22 protein-coding genes are annotated in these 22,929 nt (G+C 56.4%); 9 read left to right on the plus strand and 13 right to left on the minus strand.

Translation table 11 applies throughout. The features are described 5' to 3' along the window. Window positions 1-73: 73 nt before the first annotated feature. Both rhaA and rhaB read right to left on the minus strand, forming a co-directional pair. Entirely contained in the window at window positions 74-1,333 is a 1,260-nt protein-coding gene (gene rhaA / locus ABLU86_RS20420) for an L-rhamnose isomerase (protein WP_049052496.1), read from the minus strand. Further along, complete coding sequence (rhaB, locus tag ABLU86_RS20425) at window positions 1,330-2,796, minus strand: rhamnulokinase (RefSeq protein ID WP_348796385.1); 1,467 nt, start codon at window positions 2,794-2,796, stop codon at window positions 1,330-1,332. The genes rhaA and rhaB overlap by 4 nt, the downstream gene beginning before the upstream one ends. A 311-nt stretch (window positions 2,797-3,107) precedes the next feature. Here rhaB and rhaS point away from each other — a divergent pair, with 311 nt between their 5' ends. Beyond that, window positions 3,108-3,944, plus strand: a complete 837-nt coding sequence (rhaS, locus tag ABLU86_RS20430; protein ID WP_015368943.1) for an HTH-type transcriptional activator RhaS — start codon at window positions 3,108-3,110, stop codon at window positions 3,942-3,944. Between the two features lie 72 nt (window positions 3,945-4,016). Next, on the plus strand, window positions 4,017-4,865 hold the full coding sequence (gene rhaR / locus ABLU86_RS20435; RefSeq protein WP_032709566.1) for an HTH-type transcriptional activator RhaR: 849 nt from the start codon (window positions 4,017-4,019) through the stop codon (window positions 4,863-4,865). A 7-nt stretch (window positions 4,866-4,872) separates the two neighbouring features. Here rhaR and rhaT read toward each other — a convergent pair whose 3' ends face one another. Then, window positions 4,873-5,907 (minus strand): L-rhamnose/proton symporter RhaT, encoded by a 1,035-nt coding sequence (rhaT, locus tag ABLU86_RS20440; RefSeq protein WP_032706783.1) that lies wholly within the window; start codon window positions 5,905-5,907, stop codon window positions 4,873-4,875. Window positions 5,908-6,197: 290 nt separating this feature from the next. Between rhaT and sodA the strand changes: the two genes are divergently transcribed. Both sodA and yiiM read left to right on the plus strand, forming a co-directional pair. Continuing rightward, the gene (sodA, locus tag ABLU86_RS20445; RefSeq protein WP_015368940.1) at window positions 6,198-6,818 is read left to right on the plus strand and encodes a superoxide dismutase [Mn]; all 621 of its coding nucleotides are present in this window, start codon (window positions 6,198-6,200) and stop codon (window positions 6,816-6,818) included. A gap of 72 nt (window positions 6,819-6,890) precedes the next feature. Next, complete coding sequence (gene yiiM / locus ABLU86_RS20450) at window positions 6,891-7,565, plus strand: 6-hydroxyaminopurine reductase (RefSeq protein WP_015368939.1); 675 nt, start codon at window positions 6,891-6,893, stop codon at window positions 7,563-7,565. A 62-nt stretch (window positions 7,566-7,627) separates the two neighbouring features. Here yiiM and cpxA read toward each other — a convergent pair whose 3' ends face one another. Continuing rightward, window positions 7,628-9,001 (minus strand): envelope stress sensor histidine kinase CpxA, encoded by a 1,374-nt coding sequence (gene cpxA / locus ABLU86_RS20455; protein WP_015368938.1) that lies wholly within the window; start codon window positions 8,999-9,001, stop codon window positions 7,628-7,630. Then, entirely contained in the window at window positions 8,998-9,696 is a 699-nt protein-coding gene (gene cpxR / locus ABLU86_RS20460; protein WP_015368937.1) for an envelope stress response regulator transcription factor CpxR, read from the minus strand. Before cpxR ends, cpxA begins: the two co-directional genes overlap by 4 nt. A gap of 149 nt (window positions 9,697-9,845) precedes the next feature. Here cpxR and cpxP point away from each other — a divergent pair, with 149 nt between their 5' ends. The 3 genes from cpxP (at window position 9,846) to pfkA (ending at window position 12,570) form a co-directional block, all read left to right on the plus strand. Further along, window positions 9,846-10,349, plus strand: a complete 504-nt coding sequence (gene cpxP, locus ABLU86_RS20465; protein ID WP_015368936.1) for a cell-envelope stress modulator CpxP — start codon at window positions 9,846-9,848, stop codon at window positions 10,347-10,349. A gap of 158 nt (window positions 10,350-10,507) precedes the next feature. Next, on the plus strand, window positions 10,508-11,404 hold the full coding sequence (fieF, locus tag ABLU86_RS20470) for a CDF family cation-efflux transporter FieF (protein WP_348816992.1): 897 nt from the start codon (window positions 10,508-10,510) through the stop codon (window positions 11,402-11,404). A gap of 203 nt (window positions 11,405-11,607) precedes the next feature. Next, on the plus strand, window positions 11,608-12,570 hold the full coding sequence (pfkA, locus tag ABLU86_RS20475; RefSeq protein WP_015368934.1) for a 6-phosphofructokinase: 963 nt from the start codon (window positions 11,608-11,610) through the stop codon (window positions 12,568-12,570). Window positions 12,571-12,638: 68 nt separating this feature from the next. Here the strand turns inward: pfkA and rraA are convergent, their stop codons facing one another. From rraA to priA, 7 genes are all read right to left on the minus strand, one after another. After that, the gene (rraA, locus tag ABLU86_RS20480) at window positions 12,639-13,124 is read right to left on the minus strand and encodes a ribonuclease E activity regulator RraA (RefSeq protein WP_015703948.1); all 486 of its coding nucleotides are present in this window, start codon (window positions 13,122-13,124) and stop codon (window positions 12,639-12,641) included. A gap of 92 nt (window positions 13,125-13,216) precedes the next feature. After that, window positions 13,217-14,143 (minus strand): 1,4-dihydroxy-2-naphthoate polyprenyltransferase, encoded by a 927-nt coding sequence (menA, locus tag ABLU86_RS20485; protein ID WP_026612186.1) that lies wholly within the window; start codon window positions 14,141-14,143, stop codon window positions 13,217-13,219. A 67-nt stretch (window positions 14,144-14,210) separates the two neighbouring features. Continuing rightward, window positions 14,211-15,545, minus strand: a complete 1,335-nt coding sequence (gene hslU / locus ABLU86_RS20490; RefSeq protein WP_015368931.1) for an HslU--HslV peptidase ATPase subunit — start codon at window positions 15,543-15,545, stop codon at window positions 14,211-14,213. Window positions 15,546-15,554: 9 nt separating this feature from the next. After that, window positions 15,555-16,085 carry an ATP-dependent protease subunit HslV gene (gene hslV, locus ABLU86_RS20495; RefSeq protein WP_015368930.1) on the minus strand — a complete coding sequence of 177 codons (531 nt, stop codon included), beginning with the start codon at window positions 16,083-16,085 and terminating at the stop codon, window positions 15,555-15,557. A gap of 91 nt (window positions 16,086-16,176) precedes the next feature. After that, the gene (ftsN, locus tag ABLU86_RS20500) at window positions 16,177-17,142 is read right to left on the minus strand and encodes a cell division protein FtsN (protein WP_348796383.1); all 966 of its coding nucleotides are present in this window, start codon (window positions 17,140-17,142) and stop codon (window positions 16,177-16,179) included. 93 nt (window positions 17,143-17,235) lie between these two features. Then, window positions 17,236-18,264 (minus strand): DNA-binding transcriptional regulator CytR, encoded by a 1,029-nt coding sequence (gene cytR, locus ABLU86_RS20505; protein ID WP_213193939.1) that lies wholly within the window; start codon window positions 18,262-18,264, stop codon window positions 17,236-17,238. Window positions 18,265-18,413: 149 nt separating this feature from the next. After that, window positions 18,414-20,609: a primosomal protein N' gene (gene priA / locus ABLU86_RS20510; protein ID WP_110921358.1), complete on the minus strand. Its 2,196-nt coding sequence runs from the start codon at window positions 20,607-20,609 to the stop codon at window positions 18,414-18,416. Between the two features lie 260 nt (window positions 20,610-20,869). Here priA and rpmE point away from each other — a divergent pair, with 260 nt between their 5' ends. After that, entirely contained in the window at window positions 20,870-21,082 is a 213-nt protein-coding gene (rpmE, locus tag ABLU86_RS20515) for a 50S ribosomal protein L31 (RefSeq protein ID WP_015368925.1), read from the plus strand. A gap of 101 nt (window positions 21,083-21,183) precedes the next feature. Here rpmE and metJ read toward each other — a convergent pair whose 3' ends face one another. Then, window positions 21,184-21,501 carry a met regulon transcriptional regulator MetJ gene (gene metJ / locus ABLU86_RS20520; RefSeq protein ID WP_004107547.1) on the minus strand — a complete coding sequence of 106 codons (318 nt, stop codon included), beginning with the start codon at window positions 21,499-21,501 and terminating at the stop codon, window positions 21,184-21,186. A 265-nt stretch (window positions 21,502-21,766) separates the two neighbouring features. Here metJ and metB point away from each other — a divergent pair, with 265 nt between their 5' ends. Continuing rightward, window positions 21,767-22,927 (plus strand): cystathionine gamma-synthase, encoded by a 1,161-nt coding sequence (metB, locus tag ABLU86_RS20525; protein WP_015368924.1) that lies wholly within the window; start codon window positions 21,767-21,769, stop codon window positions 22,925-22,927. Window positions 22,928-22,929 lie beyond the last annotated feature (2 nt).

Consider the following 22,929-nt stretch of genomic DNA (forward strand, 5'->3'; position numbering starts at 1 on the left):
CTTTCCTGTTGATTCGCAATAGGTGTGACTCCCCGAATAAGCCCTGTGCGGTGCAATCCGGGGAAGTCAGGCATTAGCCGCGCTGGCTCAGCACGTCTTTTTCATAGGTCCGCACGTTTTCCAGCCACTGGCTGCCTGCCGGGGTATCGTGACGTTGGCAGTACATTTCCCAGATGGCCTGCCACGGCAGCGATTTCTGCTCTTCGAGCAGCGCCAGGCGGGCGGTGTAATCACCGTCGTTTTCCAGCTGGCGCAGCAGCGCCGTCGGCTCCAGCAGCGCGCGCAGCAGGGCTTTTTTCATATTGCGGGTACCGATAACCCACGCCGCGATGCGGTTGATGGAGGCATCAAAGAAGTCGAGGCCGATATGCACGCGGTCGAACAGGTTGTGGCGGATAATTTCGCTGGCGATGGCCTGGGTTTCGTCATCCAGCAGCACCACGTGATCGCTGTCCCAGCGTACCGGGCGGCTGACGTGCAGCAGCAGGCGCGGGATATAGAGCATGGCGGCGGAGATTTTGTCGGAGATGACTTCCGTCGGATGGAAGTGGCCGGCATCCAGGCACAACGCGGTTTGACGGCTGGCGGCGTAGCCCATGTAGAATTCATTGGAGCCAACGGTATAGCTTTCGGCGCCGATACCGAACAGCTTGCTCTCAACGGCGTCGATATGGTGCGCCGGATCGAGTTTTTCACTGATGACCTCATCCAGCGCATTCAGCAGCCGCTGGCGCGGGGCGAAGCGGTCGACGGTAATATCTTTCATGCCGTCCGGCACCCAAATATTCATTACCGATGGCGTCCCAAGCTGCTCGCCGAAATAAGCGGATATGCGGCGGCTGGCTTTGCAGTGATCGATCCAGAACTGACGAATCTCCGGATTGGCGTGCGACAGCGTAAAGCCGTCGGCGCTTAGCGGATGTGAGAAGCAGGAAGGGTTAAAATCGAGCCCCAACTGCTGGCGTTTGGCCCATTCCACCCAGTGCTTAAAGTGTTCCGGCTTGATTTCATTACGTGCTACCGGCGTGGTGGATTCGAGATAAATCGCGTGCAGATTAAGGCGCTTCGGCCCCGGTATCAGGCTTAGCGCCTGTTCGAGATCGGCGCGTAGCTCCTGGGCATTACGCGCTTTGCCGGGATAGTTGCCGGTGGCCTGAATGCCGCCGGTTAAGCTGCCTTCCGGGTTTTCAAAGCCCGCCACGTCATCGCCCTGCCAGCAGTGCATTGATACCGGCAGGCGGTCCAGCTGACGCAGAGCTTCTTCGGCATCAACGCCGATGGCGGCATAGCGCTGCTTAGCAATTTCCCAGGCTTGTTCAAGTTGAGTGGTCATGCGCAAAGCTCCTTTGTAGGTTGTGGCTGAAATTGCGCGACGAAGCGGGCAATTTCGCTATCTGAATGTGGGGTGAACGTGGTTAGCGACGCGTTGTCGCCTACCACCTGACGGAATTCATCGACGTTGTGCAGTTCATCCAGCGTCATCAGCTGGATGCCGATATTGCCAAGCGTGGAGGCTTCAATGGGGCCGGCCACCACCGGCAGGCCGCAGGCATCGGCGCACAGCTGGTTAAGCAGCGCGTTCTGGCAGCCGCCGCCGACGATATGCAGCTGGCTGAAAGGGTGGCCGCGGAGTGCCGCCAGTTCGTCCAATACCCGGGCATACAGCAGCGCCAGGCTGTCAAAAATGCAGCGCGCCAGTTCGGCGGGAGTGACCGGGATCGGCTGGGCGGACTCCGCGCAGGCGGCCTGAATTTCGGCGCTCATATTGGCCGGGTTGATAAAGCGATCGTTATTGCAATCAATCAGATAACGACAGGCCGGTAGCTGCGCCGTGTCGACAATCAGCGCCTGCAGATCGCTAATGTTCTGCTCCTGCAGTACCCGCTGCAGCAGCCACAGGCCCATGATGTTTTTCAGTACCCGATAACGCCCCTCGGCGCCGCCTTCATTGGTGATATTCGCCTTCAGCGCCTGCTGGCTGGTGTAAGGCGTTTTACTTTCAAAGCCCATCAGCGACCAGGTGCCCGATGAGAGATAGGCGGCATTTTTGTCCGCCAGCGGCGAGGCGATCACGGCGCTGGCCGTATCGTGGCTGGCGACGGCGACCACCGGGATGCGGTTACCCTGCGGGCAGATCCAGTGGCCGATAACATTGCCCGGATGCGTCGGCGTACCGAACCAGTCCGGCTGCGCGCCGCTCCAGCGGATCAGCTCGTCATCCCAGTTATCGCTATTGATATTGACCAGTTGCGTGGTGGTGGCGTTGGTGTATTCCCAGTTCATCGCGCCGGTCAGGCGGTAGCTGAAGTAGTCTGGGATCAGCAGCGCATGGGCGACCTGTTCCGCCAGCGCCGGCTGCTGGCTGACCAGCGCCCGCAATTGATAAAGGGTGTTAAACGGCAGAAACTGGATGCCGCTGCGGCAGTAAATATTGGCGCGGCCAAGTTGTTCGATTGCCTGCGCCATCAGGCCGTGAGTGCGGCTATCGCGGTAAGAAACCGGCAGGCCGACGCGCTGGCCGCGCTTATCCAGCAAGACGAAATCAACGCCCCAGGTGTCGATACCGATGCTGTCGATCAGGATCCCCTGTTCGCATACTTTCACCAGCCCACAACGAATTTCCGCTTCCAGGCTATCGATATCCCAGCAATCGTAGCCATCCACTTTCTGCAGGCGGTTAGTGAAACGATGAACCTCGCGCAGCGTCAGCGATCGCGTCGCGGTGTCATAATTCGCGAGCATGACCCGACCGCTGGAAGCGCCTAAATCAACGGCGACACAATGACGAATACTCATGGCACGACCCTTCTTAAAATCATTACAGGCAGTCTAAAAAAGGCGTCTCTGCGTCACCTTCTCGCTACTGACAGCGAAAGCGGGCGGCTGGCAACACAGCAAAGGTGACCGTGAGAAGCGTCACAGTTTCGTTTTATGGGCGGCGCGAGGCGGGGTGTGATGCTGGCCGCAGTTCCGGATATTTCCGGCTGGTTCTTGAAAAAACGGCAGGCTTTACGCGGTTTGCGGTCAAAAATTGAAGGCCGGATTGCCGGCCCTTAATTACTATTTGCGACGACGGTTGATAATTTTTCTCATTCGTGGAGGCTGCTATGACCGTGTTGCACAGTACGGATTTCTTTAAGGCCGGCGTCTCGGCGGTGGCGATTGAACCGCGGCTTCCTCAAGCGGCTTTCCCTGAGCATCACCATGATTTTCATGAGATTGTTATCGTCGAGCAGGGTACGGGCATTCACGTTTTCAACGGCCAGCCCTATACCATCAGCGGCGGTTCGGTCTGCTTTATTCGCGATCACGATCGTCATCTTTACGAACACACCAATAACCTGTGTCTGACCAACGTGCTCTACCGCGCGCCGGATGCTTTTCGTTTTCTGACTGGCGTGAACCAGCTGCTGCCGCAGGAGCAGGACGGTAACTATCTTTCACACTGGCGGGTCAATCAGACGGTGCTGCAGCAGGTGCGGCAAATCGTCGGCCAGATGGAAAAGATCGGCCCTGGCGTCGAGCCGCATACCATCGCCAGCCGTGAAATCCTTTTTATGCAGCTACTGGTGCTACTGCACAGCAACAGCCTGGCGGAAGGCGCCGGCAACCACGAGGCGCGGCTGAATCAGCTGATGGCCTGGCTGGAAGACCATTTTGCCGAAGAGATATGCTGGGAGGAGGTAGCGGCGCAGTTTTCGCTCTCTTTACGCACCCTGCATCGCCAGTTAAAGCTGCAAACCGGGCTGACGCCCCAGCGCTACCTCAACCGGGTGCGCCTGATGAAAGCGCGGCACCTGCTGCGCCACAGCGATGATAGCGTGACAGAAATCGCTTATCGCTGCGGTTTTGGCGACAGTAACCATTTTTCGACGCTATTTCGCCGTGAATTCGACTGGTCGCCGCGCGATATTCGCCAGGGGCGCGACGCTATTCTTCAGTAACGCGAGAAGAGTCAACGTATTGCCTCACCAAAATGCGAATAATGGTTGGTTTCCGCGTCGGGAGTGAGAGTTGTGGCAGGTCAGCTGGTGCTTCGCAAAGATGAGTTTTTTGCCTCCCCCTCGCAGGCGGTGGCGGTGGCTGACCGCTACCCGCAAAACGTCTTCGCCGAGCATACCCATGAATTTTGCGAGCTGGTGCTGGTGTGGCGCGGCAACGGTCTGCATATCCTCAACGATCGCCCGTGGCGGATTACCCGCGGCGATCTCTTTTATATTCGCGCGGAAGATAAACACTCTTATGCGTCGGTCAACGACCTGGTGCTGCAGAATATTATTTATTGCCCGGATCGGCTGCGGCTCAATTTTGACTGGGCGGCGCATATTCCGGGATTATTCGGCACGCCGTGGCAGCCGCACTGGCGGATCGGCAGCAGCGGGATGGCGCAGGTCAGGCAGGTGATTAACCAGCTGGAGCACGAAAGCGCGCGGCAGGATGCGCAGGCGGATAGCATGGCGGAGCTGCTGTTTGCCCAACTGGTGTTGACGCTCCAGCGCTATCGCTACGCCACTGATAACCTGGCGGCAACGCAAAGCGAAACGCAGCTCGATAAACTGCTAACGGCGCTGGCCGGAAGTCTGAATCGCCCCTTTAATCTGGATAGCTTCTGTCTGCATGAAGGCTGCAGCGAACGTGCGTTACGCCAGCAGTTTCGCCAGCAAACGGGAATGACGATAACTCACTATTTGCGCCAGCTGCGGATCTGCCATGCGCAGTATTTACTGCAGCATACCGAGCGGTTAATCGGCGAGATCGCCATGCAGTGCGGGTTTGAGGACAGTAACTATTTTTCGGTGGTGTTTAATCGGGAAATTGGCATGACGCCGGGACAGTGGCGGCAGCGCAGTCGCGCCGCCGCGTAAGGGGAAATCAGTTAGCCATTCCCAGGCCGACGATATTCGCGGCGATGATAATCACCACGCAGCCGAGGCTGAGCACGCTGACCGGGCGGCGTCCGGCGTTGTTCCACTCTTTCAGCACCAGCCCAACCAGCCCGCCACACAGTACGTAGAAGCTCATATGCAGCATCCAGCTCATGTAGTCATACTGCGCCGGGATACTGGCGTGGCCCCAGGCATAGAAGAAGAACTGCAGATACCACATTAGCCCGCCCAATGCGGAAAGCAGAATGTTGCTGATGATAAGCGGTTTTGCCAGTGAGAAGTCGGCTTTTAGCGACAAATCCTTCACTTTGGCAAGGCGAATAAAACAGAAGCCGAGGTTAACCAGCGCGCCGCCGCCCATGATCACCACGTAGCTTGGCAGCGCGGTATACAGCGGGTCGACGCCCAGCGCCGCGGCGGCTTCATGCATTGGTTTAGCGGCGTTCATCGCAAATGACATGCCGGCGGAGAAAATACCGCACATTACCGCCAGCATCAGCCCTTTTTTCAGGTTGAACTCTTCCGCTTTGATGCCCATTTTGCGCTCTTTAAGCTGGCCGGCGCGGGTGACGATACCCACGCCAATCACCGCCACCAACACGCCGAGCAGGGTCATTTGTCCGCCTTTGGTGTGAATCAACACATCAAAGTGGCCGTTGAGGATCGGCGTCATTAAGGTGCCGACGATAAGCGTAATGCCGATAGCGATACCGATACCCATCGACATCCCCAGATAGCGCATGGTCAGGCCATAGTTGATGTTACCGATGCCCCACATCGCGCCGAACAAAAACACCGGCAGCAGCGTGGAAGCGCTAAATGAGCGATAGTAGGCCCAGAAATCGGGCAGCAGCATGGCGCTTATCGCCCACGGCAGAATTAGCCAGGAAACAATCCCGCCGATCGACCACATGGTTTCCCACGACCAGTGTTTCACCTTCTTGAAAGGGGCATAAAAACAGGCGGCACTGGCGGCGCCGATTAAATGCCAAAAAATTCCCATCGTAATCGCATGATTCATTGCCTTTACCCTCATCTGTGTTGGGTTGGATAGACTCTCTCCGATGCGATGAGTGTAAAAATTGCGCAGTTTTTACGCCTTTGAGCTGTTGCCACCTCAGACGAAACTCTGGCAATCAGGGGCTTAATGGGTTGTTTTGGCTCACAAACCGGTGTGTATCTATTTTGGGTATAACCTTAGTAAAACTACGGCATTGATAATCATTTTCAATATCATTTAATTAACTATAATGAACCGACTGCTTACGCGGCGTTAACACCCTCTGCCGCCCGATAATAATGGAGATGATTATGAGTTATACACTGCCATCCCTGCCGTACGCTTACGATGCTCTGGAACCGCATTTCGACAAGCAGACGATGGAGATCCATCATACTAAGCATCACCAGACCTACGTTAACAACGCTAACGCAGCGCTGGAAAGCCTGCCGGAATTCGCTAACCTGTCCGCGGAAGAGCTGATCACTAAGCTTGATCAACTGCCGGCTGACAAAAAAACCGTACTGCGTAACAACGCGGGCGGCCACGCTAACCACAGCCTGTTCTGGAAAGGCCTGAAAACCGGCACCACCCTGCAGGGCGACCTGAAAGCCGCTATCGAGCGTGATTTCGGTTCTGTGGACAACTTCAAAGCTGAATTCGAAAAAGCGGCAGCAACCCGCTTTGGTTCCGGCTGGGCGTGGCTGGTGCTGAAAGGCGACAAACTGGCCGTCGTTTCTACCGCTAACCAGGACTCCCCGCTGATGGGCGAAGCCATTTCCGGCGCTTCAGGCTTCCCGATTATCGGCCTGGATGTGTGGGAACACGCTTACTACCTGAAATTCCAGAACCGCCGTCCGGACTACATCAAAGCCTTCTGGGACGTGGTGAACTGGGACGAAGCAGCAGCGCGTTTTGCCGCCAAAAAATAAGGTTGCATTGTGCTAAGAGAGAAGCGAGTCTGATGACTCGCTTTTTTTATATCCGTAGCAAGGAGAGCAGCAATGCATTATCCGGTGAATGTCTTTGTCGGCAAAATCAGGGACTACGACGGTAGCCGCCCCAGCGCAATTGGCAAAATCCAGGTCGATGGCGAATTACAGCTCGGCGATCTCGGGCTGGAAGGGGACGAGCAGGCGGAAAAGAAAATTCACGGCGGGCCGGATCGCGCGCTGTGCCACTATCCCCGCGAGCATTACCTCGACTGGATCCGCGAATTCCCGCAGCAGGCCGATCTGTTCTGCGCCCCCGCATTCGGCGAAAACCTTTCTACCGAAGGGCTAACGGAAAAAAACGTCTATATCGGCGATATCTTTCGTTGGGGCGAGGCGCTAATTCAGGTCACTCAACCGCGCTCTCCCTGCTTCAAACTGAATTACCATTTCGGTATTAGCGATATGGCGCAACTGATGCAAAACAGCGGCAAGGTTGGCTGGCTCTACCGCATTATCGCCGGCGGCCGGGTTTCCAGCGATGCGCCGCTGGAGCTGGTATCGCGTCTGAGCGACGTGAGCGTGCATGAGGCTGGTGCGATTGCCTGGCATATGCCGTTTGATGACGACCAGTATCACCGTCTGCTATCGGCGGCGGGCCTGTCGGTAAGCTGGAGCAGAACCATGCAGAAACGGCGTTTAAGCGGGCAGATCGAGGATAATTCGCGCAGATTATGGGGGAAATAATTCCCCCATATTGAACGTTGTAACCAGTAGCCCGGCTCAGCGTAGCGCAAGACGGGACAGGGTTAAGTACGCTTATACAGCGGCAGCCAGATTGTTAAACGCAGCCCACCCAGCGGGCTATCGTCGGCTTTAACCCAGCCGCGATGTTGCTGAATCGCCGTTTCGACAATCGCCAGCCCCAGACCGGTGCCGCCGGACTCGCGATCGCGAGCCTCGTCGGTACGATAGAACGGACGGAAAATCTGTTCGCGATCCTCCGGGCTGACGCCCGGGCCGTCATCATCGACGTTGACCGTGATTCCGTCTTTATCCACCGAGAAACTGACGGAAATTTTCGTGTGCGAGTAGCGCAGCGCGTTGCGCACGATATTTTCCAGCGCGCTTTCCAGCGCATTAGGGTTACCGTACAGCGGCCAGGGGCCCGGCGGATACTCAACGGTGAAGGATTTCCCCATCTGTTCGGCTTCAAATGCCGCGTTGTCCAGCACTTCGCCCCACAGCTGATTCGCTTTCACCGTCTCGCTGACCAGCGCGTTTTTCGCCTGATTACGCGACATCACCAGCAGGTCGTTAATCATGCTATCCAGCCGGTGCGCTTCGGTTTCGATACGCTCCAGCTCTTTGCTTTCACCGCTGCGGCGGCGCAGCAACGCAGTGCCTAACTGCAGACGGGTTAACGGCGTGCGTAGCTCGTGCGAGATATCCGACAGCAGCCGCTGCTGGCTGGTCATCATTCGCTCAAGCGCGGTCACCATCTGGTTGAAGCTGGCCCCGGCGGCCAGAAACTCCTGCGGACCGGCTTCCAGTTCAGGATGCTGCCGCAGGTTACCCTGGGCAACTTCGTCGGCGGCGTTTTTCAGCTTGCGCGCCGGTTTCGCCAGACTCCACGCCAGCCAGAGCAGCAGCGGGGCGCTGACCAGCATCGTCACGATAAGCAGTAATAGCGGACGGTCAAACAGCAGGTTGATGAAGTCGGATTGTGAAGTGCTGGCAGGGCGGATGAGATAAAGTTGATAATTATCTTCACCATCCCTGACGGAAAACGGGCCGACCATCTCCAGGCGTCCGTAACGCTTCTTCTGCGGATGATCGGCATTATCGGCCTGGCCGATAAAGTTACGAATGATCTGCATTTCGTTGCGTTCTGCGCCGATCACGCGGCCTTCGCTGGTGACCAGCAGCAGCCGCTGCCCCGGCGGCGCCCACTTATCGATGGCGCGAAACAGGCGTCGCCACCACATCAGGTCGTTCGGCGGGTCGTTCGCCAGTTCGGCCTCGACGTGCTGCTCAATCATGATGCCCTGACGTTGCTCGCTTTCCAGCAGCTCGGTCATCTGGCGCGAGTCCAGCTTGGGCAACATCAGTACCAGCATCAACACCAGCGCCAGCGTGAGCCAGAAGATAGCGAAGATGCGTGCGGTTAAACTTCCAATCATGAAGCAGAAACCATCAGATAGCCGCGTCCGCGCAATGTTTTAAACCACGGATGGCCGTCTTTGCGCTCCGGCAGCTTACGCCGCAGGTTGGAAATATGCATATCGATAGCGCGGTCGAACGGCGTCAGCCGCTTGCCCAGCACTTCCTGGCTTAAGTGTTCACGTGACACCACCTGACCCAGATGCTGCGCCAGCAGATACAGCAGGGTGAACTCGGTGCCGGTCAGCTCCAGCGTTTGCCCATCAAAATTGGCTTCCTGACGACCCGGATTGAGGCTTAACGCATCCACTTCCAGGGTCGGAGAACCGGATTCGGTGGTCTGCTGCTGCTCGCTCCAGTGGGAACGACGCAGAATCGCGCGTATACGGGCCACCAGCTCGCGATCGTTAAACGGCTTAGGCAAATAGTCATCCGCCCCGAGTTCGAGGCCGAGAACGCGATCCAGCTCGCTTCCGCGCGCCGTTAGCATGATAACCGGGGTCTGGTGTGTCTGACGTAATTCTTTAAGCGTGTCGATACCGTTTTTCTTCGGCATCATCACATCAAGCAAAAGGAGATCAATGCTGTCGTCAAGAAGCGCCAGCGCCTGTTCACCGTCATGGGCAACGAGCACATTAAAACCTTCCATATCGAGCAGCTCTTTTAACAGGGAGGTGAGCTCCCGGTCATCATCAACTAACAGGATTTTATTCATTGTTTAAATACCTCCGAGGCAGAAATTACGTCATCAAGGCTCGCTAATCCATGACTTTACGTTGTTTTACACCCCCTGACGCATGTTTGCAGCCTGAATCGTAAACTGTCTCTCGTTGAATCGCGACACAAACGTTTTGGGAGTATGTGATGCGCAATGTTATCGCTGCCGTCATGGCCTCAACGCTGGCGCTAAGTGCTACTAGCCAAGCCGCTGAAGTCGTTACCGGCGTTAACTGGCTCCACGGTGAAGAGGGAGCCCAGCGCAGCGGCCAGAGCCATATGTTTGACGGCATAAGTCTAACCGAACAGCAACGACAGCAGTTACGGGATCTTATGCAACGGGCGCGCCATGACCGGCTCCCTGTTAATGTTAGCGAACTGGAGACAATGCATAGCCTTGTCACCGCAGATAAATTTGATGAAAGCGCTGTGCGCGCTCAGGCAGAAAAGATGGCGCAGGAACAGGTTGCCCGCCAGGTAGAAATGGCGAAAGTCCGCAACCAGATGTACCACCTGCTAACCCCTGAGCAGCAAGCGGTTTTAAATGCTAAGCACCAGCAGCGTATGGATCAGTTGCGTGAGGTTGCAAGGATGCAGAAAGGCTCAGCCATGATGCTTTCCAGTAGTAGCAGTACCGTGCAACCCAAGTAACAAACCCTGTTTTCCTTGCCATAGACACCATCCCTGTCTTCCCCCACATGATGTGGGGGTTTTTTTTGTCTTTTTTTCGCCTCAGCCGCCGTATGCCCGTTCATCTTCCGGGTAAAAGTTCAGGTTATACTAAGCGCATCGCCGGAAAAGGAGCGTTTATGAATCAATCTTATGGGCGGCTGGTGAGTCGCGCGGCTATTGCCGCGACGGCGATGGCCTCCGTGTTACTTTTGATCAAAATTTTTGCGTGGTGGTATACCGGTTCGGTGAGTATTCTGGCGGCGCTGGTGGATTCGCTGGTGGATATTGCCGCCTCGCTGACCAACCTGCTGGTGGTGCGTTACTCGCTACAACCTGCTGATGAAGAACATACTTTTGGCCATGGGAAAGCGGAATCGCTGGCGGCGCTGGCGCAGAGCATGTTTATTTCTGGTTCGGCGTTGTTTCTGTTCCTGACCGGGATCCAGCATCTGATTCGCCCTGAACCGATGCAGGCGGCGGGCGTCGGGATGGTGGTGACGCTGATCGCCTTGATAAGCACCCTGTTGCTGGTGACCTTTCAGCGCTGGGTGGTCAGAAAAACCCAGAGCCAGGCCGTGCGTGCGGATATGCTTCATTATCAGTCTGATGTTATGATGAACGGCGCTATTCTTATCGCCCTCGGCCTCTCCTGGTACGGCTGGCACCGCGCCGATGCGCTGTTTGCATTAGGGATTGGCATCTATATTTTATATAGCGCGCTGCGTATGGGTTACGACGCGGTGCAATCGTTATTAGACCGTGCGCTTCCGGATGAGGAACGTCAGGAAATCATCAGTATCGTGAACAGCTGGCCCGGCGTCAGCGGCGCGCACGATCTACGAACGCGGCAGTCAGGGCCGACTCGCTTTATTCAAATACATTTGGAAATGGAAGATAACCTCCCGCTGGTACAGGCGCATGTGATCGCCGACCAGGTGGAGCAGGCTATTTTGCGCCGTTTCCCGGGATCGGATGTCATCATCCATCAGGATCCCTGTTCTGTAGTGCCGCCGGCGCGGCAGGGCGTTTTTTGAGCTTTCGGTTATAGTCTGTAAACTCGATGTAAAAATGTGGGGCGGGTAGGCATTTTTTGTATAAATTACCGCCATTTGGTCTGACCTGAATCAATTCAGCCAGAAGCGTTTGATATACTATTGCAATTATCGTCGTGCACTCCTGGTATGGGAGCGCTTCAGGCAACAGGATTATTTTTTGCTTCCTAAGTTCAGAGGTAGTCATGATTAAGAAAATCGGTGTGTTGACAAGTGGCGGTGATGCGCCGGGCATGAACGCAGCAATTCGCGGCGTTGTGCGCGCGGCATTAACGGAAGGTCTGGAAGTTTTTGGAATCTATGACGGTTACCTCGGCCTGTATGAAGATCGTATGGTTCAGCTTGACCGTTACAGCGTGTCCGACATGATCAACCGCGGCGGTACCTTCCTCGGCTCCGCTCGTTTCCCGGAATTCCGTGAAGAGCATATTCGCGCAGTCGCCATTGAAAATATGAAAAAGCGCGGCCTGGACGCGCTGGTTGTTATCGGCGGCGACGGTTCCTATATGGGGGCGATGCGTCTGACCGAGATGGGTTTCCCTTGCATCGGCCTGCCGGGCACCATCGACAACGACATCAAAGGTACTGACTACACCATCGGTTTCTTTACCGCGCTGAGCACCGTTGTTGAAGCGATTGACCGCCTGCGTGACACCTCCTCTTCGCACCAGCGTATCTCTGTGGTGGAAGTGATGGGCCGCTACTGTGGCGATCTGACTCTGGCGGCGGCGATTGCCGGCGGCTGTGAGTTCATCATGGTGCCGGAAGTAGAATATACCCGCGACGATCTGGTGGCTGAAATCAAAGCCGGCATCGCGAAAGGTAAGAAACACGCGATCGTGGCCATCACCGAGCACATGTGCGACGTTGACGAACTGGCTAGCTTCATTGAGAAAGAAACGGGCCGTGAAACTCGTGCGACCGTGCTGGGTCACATTCAGCGCGGCGGCTCTCCGGTTCCTTACGACCGTATTCTGGCTTCCCGTATGGGCGCATATGCCATCGAACTGCTGCTGCAGGGCTTTGGCGGCCGCTGTGTTGGTATCCAGAACGAGAAGCTGGTTCACCACGACATCATCGATGCTATCGAAAATATGAAGCGTCCGTTCAAGTCTGACTGGATGGATTGCGCGAAGAAACTGTACTAAGTTTCGCGGCATAACAAAAAGGCCTTCTCAGTGAGAAGGCCTTTTTTATTAGGGCGTTATCGAGCGCGTTATTCGATATCCAGCGCATCCTCGGAAAGGATGATACCGGTATTGTCGGCATACAGATGATCGCCGGAGAAGAAGGTGACGCCGCCGAAATTGACGCGCACGTCGCTTTCGCCGATACCTTCCCCAGCAGCGGCCACAGGAATGGCGGCTAACGCCTGGATACCGATATCTAAATCTTCCAGGTCGTCAACCTGGCGCACCGCGCCATAGACCACCAGCCCTTCCCATTCGTTCTGTACCGCCAGACGCGCCAGGTCGGCGTCAATTAACGCGCGTCGCACGGAACCGCCGCCGTCGATAAGGAGAATATGACCACGGCCATTCTGCTCGAGCAGATCGTAGAGCAACCCGTTATCCTCGAAACATTTTACCGTAATGATCTGTCCACCAAACGACGACCGCCCTCCAAAGTTGGAAAACAGCGGTTCCACGACATTGACATCTTCCTGGTAGATGTCGCAAAGCTCGGAAGTATCGTATTTCATAGGCTTAACGTTCAGTTGCTGCGAGAATTTTTAGTATATCCCGTGAACTGCATTGTTTGCAAAATCATCAATTGTTAATTGATATTTGTCAGTTATGCCGCCAGCTTGCTGCCGATAATCCCGATGACAAACAGCAGGTTGGTTAATAATGCCGCTTTGACCGTGCGTTCCAGCATCGGGCGCATCGCCACCGGTTCGCGTTCACGCATGACAAAACGCGCCTGTTTTACCAGCAGCGGAATGGCGAGAATAAACAGCCAGCCCCATAGACTGTGTAGCGCCAGCAGGTTAAACAGCGCCAGGCACAGCGGAGCGCCAAGCAGCAGGACGCTGTGATAACGGCGAGCGTTCACCGGCCCCAGACGAACCGCCAGCGTGTTTTTACCGTTCAGGCGGTCGCTATCGATATCGCGCAGGTTATTGATATTCAGCACTGCGGCGGCCAGCAGGCCACAGGCGGTAGCCGGCAGGAAAATAACCGCCTCGATGCTGTGCGCCTGCAGATACCAACTGCCGACGACGCTCAGCCAGCCGAAGAAAACCAGCACCGAGATATCGCCAAGGCCAATATAGCCGTAAGGACGCGTGCCGACGGTATAGGTGATAGCGGCGATAATCGACAACCCGCCGAGTACCATAAAGCCGATGAAGTCCGCCATTGTCTGCCAGGCGGAGAACAGCAACGCCAGGCCGGACAGGCAAATCAGCGCTACCGTTACGATCAGCGCGCGTTTCATCTGCGACTGGGTGATGGCGCCTTTTTGCATTCCGCGCAGCGGCCCGATACGGTCAGGTTTATCGCTGCCTTTGACGGCGTCGCCATAATCATTGGCGAGATTAGATAAAATTTGCAGCAAACCGGCGGTAATAAGCGCCAGCAGCGCGACCAGCGGATCGAAGTGGCCTTGCTGCCACGCCAACGCGGTGCCGACGATGATAGCGGAGAAAGCCAGAGGTAATGTTTTTGGACGCAGGCTTTCAAGCCAGGCCTTAGTGCGTGTTATCGGTTGTTCAGTCATTTCTTTCAGCCAAAAAAATGGGGCTATCATAGCCCCACCGTGTGTGATGAAAATGCATTGAACCGGATTATAGGATAAAACGGCTCAGATCTTCATCTGCCACCAGAACATCCAGGTGTTTACCGACATAATCGCCGTCGATGGTCACCGTCTGGCCGTTCATTTCGCTGGCATCATAAGAGATGTCTTCGATCAGACGTTCCAGCACCGTGTGCAGGCGACGCGCGCCGATGTTTTCGGTGGTTTCGTTAACCTGCCATGCCGCCTGAGCGATACGCTTGATACCATCTTCAGTGAATTCGATATTCACGCCTTCGGTCGCCATCAGCGCTTTGTACTGCACGGTGATAGAGGCATTCGGCTCGGTCAGAATACGTTCGAAATCATGGGTAGTCAGCGCTTTCAGCTCAACGCGGATCGGCAGACGGCCCTGCAGTTCCGGGATCAAATCTGATGGGCTGGCGACCTGGAACGCGCCGGAGGCGATAAACAGAATGTGATCGGTTTTCACCATCCCGTGTTTAGTGGAGACGGTGCAGCCTTCCACCAGCGGCAGCAGGTCGCGCTGAACGCCTTCACGAGACACATCCGGGCCGGAGGCGTTGCCGCCGCGCTTACAGATTTTGTCGATTTCGTCGATGAACACGATACCGTGCTGTTCAACGGCGTCGATAGCTTCTTGCTTCAGCTCTTCCGGGTTAACCAGCTTCGCCGCTTCTTCTTCGATAAGCAGCTTCATCGCGTCTTTGATTTTCAGCTTACGCGGTTTCTGTTTCTGGCCGCCCAGGTTCTGGAACATGGACTGCAGCTGGCTGGTCATCTCTTCCATGCCCGGAGGGGACATGATTTCAACGCCCATCGGCGCCGCGGCGAGATCGATTTCGATCTCTTTGTCGTCAAGCTGGCCTTCGCGCAGTTTCTTGCGGAATGCCTGGCGCGCAGCGGAAGGTTCCTGCGGCTGTTCAGCTTGGCCCCAGTTATTTTTCGCCGGCGGGATCAGCACGTCGAGGATACGCTCTTCGGCCATTTCTTCGGCGCGATAGCGGTTTTTATCGATGGACTGCATGCGTACCATTTTGATCGCAGCGTCGGTCAGATCGCGGATGATAGAGTCCACTTCTTTACCAACATAGCCCACTTCGGTGAACTTGGTCGCTTCAACTTTGATGAACGGCGCGTTGGCCAGTTTCGCCAGGCGACGGGCGATTTCGGTTTTACCGACGCCGGTCGGGCCTATCATCAGAATGTTTTTCGGCGTGACTTCATGACGCAGCTCTTCATTAAGCTGCATACGGCGCCAGCGGTTTCGCAGGGCGATAGCAACAGAACGCTTGGCCGCGTCCTGGCCGATAATATGTTTGTCCAGTTCGCTGACAATTTCGCGTGGGGTCATTTCAGACATGGGAGATCCTTACGCTTTAGAAGGTAATTCTTCGATGGTGTGGAAGTGGTTGGTATAGATGCAGATATCCCCTGCAATATCCAACGCTTTCTCGGCGATGTCGCGAGCGCCCATTTCGGTGTTTTCCAGCAGCGCGCGAGCGGCGGCCTGGGCATATGGCCCGCCGGAGCCAATCGCAATCAAATCGTTTTCTGGCTGAACCACGTCGCCGTTACCGGTGATGATAAGCGACGCGTTTTCGTCAGCGACGGCGAGCAGCGCTTCCAGTTTGCGCAGCATGCGGTCGGTACGCCAGTCTTTCGCCAGCTCAACGGCGGCTTTCACCAGATGGCCCTGATGCATCTCCAGCTTACGCTCGAACAGTTCGAACAGGGTGAAGGCGTCAGCGGTGCCGCCAGCGAAACCAGCGATCACTTTGTCGTTGTACAGACGACGCACTTTCTTCACGTTGCCTTTCATCACGGTGTTGCCCAGCGTGGCCTGGCCATCACCGGCGATAACGACATGGCCATTACGGCGAACACTAACTATTGTTGTCACGAGCAGACCCCTTGGTTGCAAAAGCGGAATAGGGGCCCCGCGGGTTACGCGGGGCAGAATGCAATTATAGATGGGGGGGATTTTTGGGGTTTCAACCCCTGGCGGCGAGACGAATGCAGTTTGCGTGTCCGGCCATCTTGAGACGGTTGATCATATCGTTGGCGTTCTCTTTGCCTTTCAGCGGCCCAATCACTACCCGGTTCCAGCCGTTGTTGGTGGTGATATGCGAAGCAAAGCCCTCAAAGGCCAACTGAGCGCGCACGGTTTCGGCCTGCTCGGCGCCTTTAAAGGAACCACACTGAACCATCCAGCTGTGATCGTCTTTCTTCTCGGTGGCCGCGGCTTTCGGCGCTTCTTCTACGCGGGCTACCGGCGCGGCGGCCTGGGTTTTCGGCTGCGCAGTGGTGTTATGCGCCGGCGTCTGCAGCAGATCCTGGTACGGCTGCTGGTTGGACGCTGTTTGCTTCGGCTGCTGCTGCACCGGCTTCGGCTGCTGGACGCGCGGCTGTTGCTGCGCGGTCTGCTGCTGCGTCTGCGCCCACTGCTGCTGTTGTGCCTGCTGCTGTTGCTGCGCCAGACGTTGACGTTGCAGCGTCTGCTGACGTTGCGCCGGCGTTTGTTCGTTCCACGGCACTTCAGTCAGCTGCGTAGGCTGCTGACGCATATCCGCCTGCATTTGCGCCAGCAACTGGCGCTGCTCGTCGGTAAGCTGCTCGGGTTTCATCACTTCGCCGCCGGCGGTTGGCTCAGTCGGCGCGCGAACGCCCGGCTGGCGGCTTTCCAGCTCTTTAATATAGCGCCAGCGCTCTTCCGGTTTCGGCGGGAGACCGTTGCCTGCCGCCTGACGGTTCTGCAGCGCCTCCGCTTCTTCTTTCTTGTGATGGGTAATGAAATACAGACCACCGATAAAGGCCACCAGCACGGCCGCTGCGATCGCAACCATAGTCGGTGAAATCGCCGGAAGGCTGCTTTGCTTTTTCCTTGAGCTTCGGGGGCTGCTCTTTTTGCGCCGCGAAGGAGCCGGTTGGCTGCGGCGTACATAATCTCGTTGTGCCACTATCGTTTCGCTGTCTTATATTCGTTCGTCAGCCCGCCATGTTACTTAAGCGGCGGGCCTTTGACCAGAAGAGCAGGCCCGAAAGCCTGATGGTTATCGTCTGATTTTTTGCGTACTGCCGCGAACGATCAGTTCGCAATCGAGCAGACGCGAGCCGCTGTTGACGTTACGGCCCTGCATTTGCTCGAGTAATAGCAGCATTCCTTCACGGCCGATATCAAAACGCGGCTGTGAAACGGTAGTTAACGGCGGATCGCAAAATTCAGACAACGCGATGTTATCAAACCCAACAATCGATAAATCTTCCGGCACCCTCAGCCCGCGACGTTTGGCCAGCGACAATGCGCCCAGCGCCATAACGTCGCTATGGCAAAATACCGCGGTCGGCGGCACCGGCTGCGCCAGCAGTTGCTCCAGCGCGTTGGCCCCGGCTTCAAAAGTAAAGTTGCCGCGGGCGATGTAGTGCGGATCGACGGTGATACCGCTGCGGCGCAGCGCCTGAACATATCCCTGCAGCCGGTAATGGCACAGCGGCATATCCTCCGGCCCGGCGATACAGCCGATACGTTGATGCCCCAGTTCGTGGAGATAATTAACGGCATTAAACGCGGCGGTCAGGTTATCGATATGCACGGTAGGGAGCTCCAGCTCCGGCGCAAACTCGTTCGACATGACCATCGGCGGCAAATTACGCTGCTCTTCGACGCTGGCGTCGAACGGCAGTCGCGAACTCAGCAGCACCATACCGTCAATTTGTTTGGTGATAATGAGATCAATAAAGGTTTTTTCTTTCTGATTCTGATGGGCGCAATCGCCGATCAGCACCAGATAGCCTTCGGCGGCGGCGGTCACTTCAATGCCGCGAATCACCTCACTGAAGAAGGGATCGCAAATATCCGGCACGATCACAAGGATCGTCCGCGACTCATTGCGTTTCATGTTACGCCCGAGCGACTGCGGTAAATAGCCGACTTCCTGCGCCGCCTGCTCCACCCGACTGCGGGTTGCCTGCGACACTTTGTCGGGATTCATTAGCGCACGGGATACGGTTGCCGTTGAAACGTTTGCCTTCAGGGCGACGTCTTTCATGGTGGCGGCAACCATTTGTTTTTTGGGCTTCACCTGGTTTCTCCTCGCTGACTGCGCAGACACATCCCTTGCGTGCTGACATCAGCAACATTTTTAACAGATAGTACAGCCTGAGAGTTACAGAATTTTCATGAAAAACGTGACGGTTGTTGAATTTTTCGATCCGCCTCGCAAGAGAAGACTTAGCCTTCAATAGGATCGACATCCAGTACCCACTTCACTTTACGCGCTTCCGGCAGGGTGTTTATCAACGCCAGCGTACCGCTGACGATATGTTGTAGACGTATGCGGGAAGGGTGCTGCAGCAGAATTTGCCAGCGCCAGCGACCGCCGCGCTTTGGCGCCAGCGCGGGAACCGGGCCGAGTACCCACAGTTTATCATCGGCCAGCGGGCTGGCCTGCAACAGGTTACGTAACTGTTGTAAAAACAGCGGCGCCTGCTGGTTATTATGGTCTTCGGCGCGGATCAGCACGTGACTGGTCCACGGCGGTAGCTGCATGGTTTGCCGTTCCGCCAGCGCCTGCTCGGCAAACGCATCGTAGCCTTTATACAGCAGGGTCTGCAGCAGCGGGTGTTCCGGATGATGGGTTTGCAGGATCACTTCACCCTGCTTGCCCGCGCGCCCGGCGCGGCCGGAGACCTGGGTATAGAGCTGGGCAAAACGCTCCGCCGAGCGAAAGTCGGCGGAAAACAGCGCGCCGTCGACATCCAGCAGCGACACCAGGGTGACGTCCGGGAAATGGTGCCCCTTAGCCAGCATTTGGGTGCCAATCAGAATGCGCGCGCCGCCGCGATGGACGTCGGCAAGATATTGCTCCAGCGCCCCTTTACGGCTGGTGGTATCGCGGTCGATACGTGAGATTGGTACATCAGGGAACATCGGCGCCAGCGCCTGCTCCAGCTGTTCAGTCCCGAGACCCACTGGCACCAGGTGCGTCGACCCGCAGGAAGGACATTGGCGCGGAATGGGGCGCTGGCTGTCGCAGTGGTGGCAACGCAGATGATGCTGCGCCTGATGCAGGGTGTAGTAACTATCGCAGCGCGGACACTCCGCTATCCAGCCGCAGTCGTGGCATAGCAGCGCCGGGGCGAAACCGCGGCGGTTCAAAAACAGGATCACCTGATTGTCGGCCTGCAGATGCTGTCGCATGCGGTTAATCAGCGCAGGCGATAGGCCCGCCTGCAACTGCTGGCCTTTTAAATCCAGCACGTGCTGCTGCGCCGGGCGGGCGTTGCCCGCGCGTTTGGTCAGCTTTAACTCACGATACTTGCGCTGGCGCACGTTATAGAGCGTCTCCAGCGCCGGGGTCGCCGAGCCAAGGATAATCGGGATCTGTTCGCTATGGGCGCGCCATACCGCCAGGTCGCGAGCGTGATAACGCCAGCCTTCCTGTTGTTTATAGGAGCTATCGTGTTCTTCGTCGATGACAATAACGCCGAGGTCTTTAAACGGTGTAAACAGCGACGAGCGGGTGCCGATAACGATCGCCGCTTCGCCATTTTTCGCCTTTAACCATGATGCAAGGCGCTCGCTGTCGTTGAGACCCGAATGCAGGACCTCCACCGGGGCGTTAAAACGCTGGCGGAAGCGGGCGATAGTCTGCGGCGTCAGGCCGATTTCCGGCACCATCACCAGCGCCTGTCGACCCTGCGCCAGCACGTTCTCCAGCACGCTCAGATAGACCTCCGTTTTCCCTGAGCCGGTAATACCCGCCAGCAGCCAGGCGGAGAAACGGTCGGAGGCGCTATGAATTGCCCCGACGGCGGTCGCCTGCTCGGTATTCAGGCGCAGCCGTTCGCCGGGCATCGCGAAGCTGGTCCGCCAGTCAATAATCGCTGGCGCTTCGCAGGCTAGCTCCGCCAGCCCTTTGCCACGCAGCGCCTGTAGCGCCGCGTCATTGAATTCAAGTTCTGCGACCTGATAGCGCCAGATTTTGCCCTGGCGCAGCGCCGCCAGCGCCTGCTGCTGCTTCGGCGAGCGTTTAAGGTTGTTGATATCCAGCGCTTGTCCCTGTTCCGTCGCAAACCAGTACCACATTGGCGCGGCGCTGGCCGGTTTGCCCTGGCGCAGCATAATCGGCAGCGCGTGGAACAGCACGTCGCCGATGGGATGATGATAGTAATCCGCGGCCCATAGCAGCATGCGCCAGACGGTAGAGGAAAATACCGGTTCGCTATCCAGCGCTTCGGCGACCGGTTTGAGTTCGGCGAGCGGGAGTTCGCTACGTTCGCTGACCGACACCACGATACCGATCCGCTCCTGTTTGCCGAACGGCACGCGTACGCGACAGCCCGCCTTGACCGGGATGCCTTCAGGCAACAAATAGTCAAAGGTGCGGGGCAGCGGAACGGGCAGGGCGACATGAGCGACGGACATGGAATCTTCCTGACTTGAAATCTGGCGGGTTAGTATACACATTACCGAAGGTGACGCGGATAAGTTTGCATCTGCTGGTCAAATTCTGTATGATTCGCCGCCTTTGGTGCGCTTTATGCCGCATCAAACATCCCAAAACCCGGGAAATTCGCTAAGCCGGTTTACGCCAGCTGCGCGAAGGTCGTCGGGAAATTATTAATATCGCGTGGTGTCTGGCGTTAGGGCTGGAAGAGCGACGCGGCCTTAACTGAGGTTCTCCCATGAAAAAAGGTATTCACCCAAATTACGACGAAATTACTGCTACCTGTTCTTGCGGTAATGTCATGAAAATCCGTTCCACCGTTGGTCACGACCTGAACCTCGACGTGTGCGGTAAATGCCACCCGTTCTACACCGGCAAACAGCGTGATGTTGCTACCGGTGGCCGTGTTGACCGCTTCAACAAGCGCTTCAGCATCCCGGGCAGCAAGTAAGTTGCCAGAAAAAGCCGCCTCAGGGCGGCTTTTTTGTATCCTTCGTCTGGCCAGGCCGAGGGATAAAAAAAGCGGAAGATATCTTCCGCTTTTTTTATGTCTTAGTATTCCCACGTATCCGGGTCGATACCCAGTTCACGCATAATCTCTTTCGCCGCTTCCGGGATTTCATCGCTGCGCTCTTTACGCAGGTCTTCATCGTTAGGCAACGGTTGACCGGTAAAGGCATGCAGGAACGCCTCGCACAGCAGTTCGCTATTCGTGGCGTGACGCAGGTTGTTCACCTGACGACGCGTGCGTTCATCGGTGAGGATCTTTAACACCTTCAGAGGAATGGAAACCGTAATTTTTTTTACTTGCTCACTCTTCTTACCGTGCTCAGCGTATGGGCTGATATATTCGCCGCTCCATTCAGCCATGAGATACCTTAATCCTCTGTTTATTAGTTAAGGGCCAGAACATTACGCCCGACCATAATTGCGCGTAGTTTACCGTATGAGCGTGCTTTCCGACATGATATAAGCCGCCGCCGACGTGCGCTAATGCATATAATTTTAACGGCTATTTGTCTTTTGCTCAATCTATACGCAAAGAAGTTTAGATGTCCAGATGTATTGACGTCTATTGTGACAATGATTACTCTGAGGCCTGACTTCTCACCGAACAGCCCAGGAACTGTCCAACATGACGCGTAAACAGGCCACCATTGCAGTGCGTAGCGGTTTAAATGACGACGAACAGTACGGTTGCGTTGTCCCGCCGATCCACCTCTCCAGCACCTATAATTTCACCGGTTTCAATGAACCTCGCGCCCACGATTATTCCCGTCGCGGCAACCCGACTCGCGATGTCGTACAGCGCGCGCTGGCGGAACTGGAAGGCGGCGCGGGCGCGGTACTGACCAATACCGGAATGTCGGCTATTCTGCTGGTGACCACGGTGTTCCTGAAACCGGGCGATCTGCTGGTGGCGCCGCACGACTGTTATGGCGGCAGCTATCGTCTGTTTGACAGCCTGGCGAAACGCGGCTGCTATCGCGTGCGCTTTGTCGATCAAAGCGATGAACAGGCATTACGTGAAGCGCTAGCGGAACAACCGAAGCTGGTGCTGGTCGAAAGCCCGAGCAACCCATTGCTGCGGGTGGTCGATATTGCGAAAATCTGCGGGCTGGCGCGTGAAGCCGGCGCGGTGAGCGTGGTGGATAACACCTTCCTGAGCCCGGCGTTGCAAAATCCGCTGGCGCTGGGCGCCGATCTGGTGTTGCATTCGTGCACCAAATATCTCAACGGCCACTCTGATGTGGTCGCCGGGGTGGTGATTGCCAAAGATCCTGAAACTGTCACCGAACTGGCATGGTGGGCGAATAATATCGGCGTCACCGGCGGGGCGTTTGATAGCTATCTGTTATTGCGTGGTTTGCGTACCCTTTCTCCGCGAATGGAAGTGGCGCAGCGCAACGCGCAGGCGATAGTCGACTATCTGAAAACCCAGCCGCTGGTGAAAAAGCTGTATCATCCGTCCCTGCCGGAAAACCAGGGGCATGAGATTGCGGCGCGTCAGCAAAAAGGTTTTGGGGCGATGCTAAGCTTCGAGCTCGATGGCGATGAGCAGACGCTGCGTCGCTTCTTGAGCGGTTTATCGCTATTTACGCTGGCGGAATCGTTGGGGGGCGTTGAGAGCCTGATTTCCCATGCGGCGACGATGACGCATGCGGGCATGGCGCCGGAAGCGCGTGCGGCGGCAGGGATCTCGGAAACGCTCCTGCGTATTTCGACCGGTATTGAAGATGGTGAAGATTTAATTGCCGACCTGGAAAATGGCTTCCGGGCAGCAAACGAGGAATAAAG

Source organism: Klebsiella sp. JN_Kp121 (assembly GCF_040062145.1).
GTDB lineage: Bacteria > Pseudomonadota > Gammaproteobacteria > Enterobacterales > Enterobacteriaceae > Klebsiella > Klebsiella aerogenes.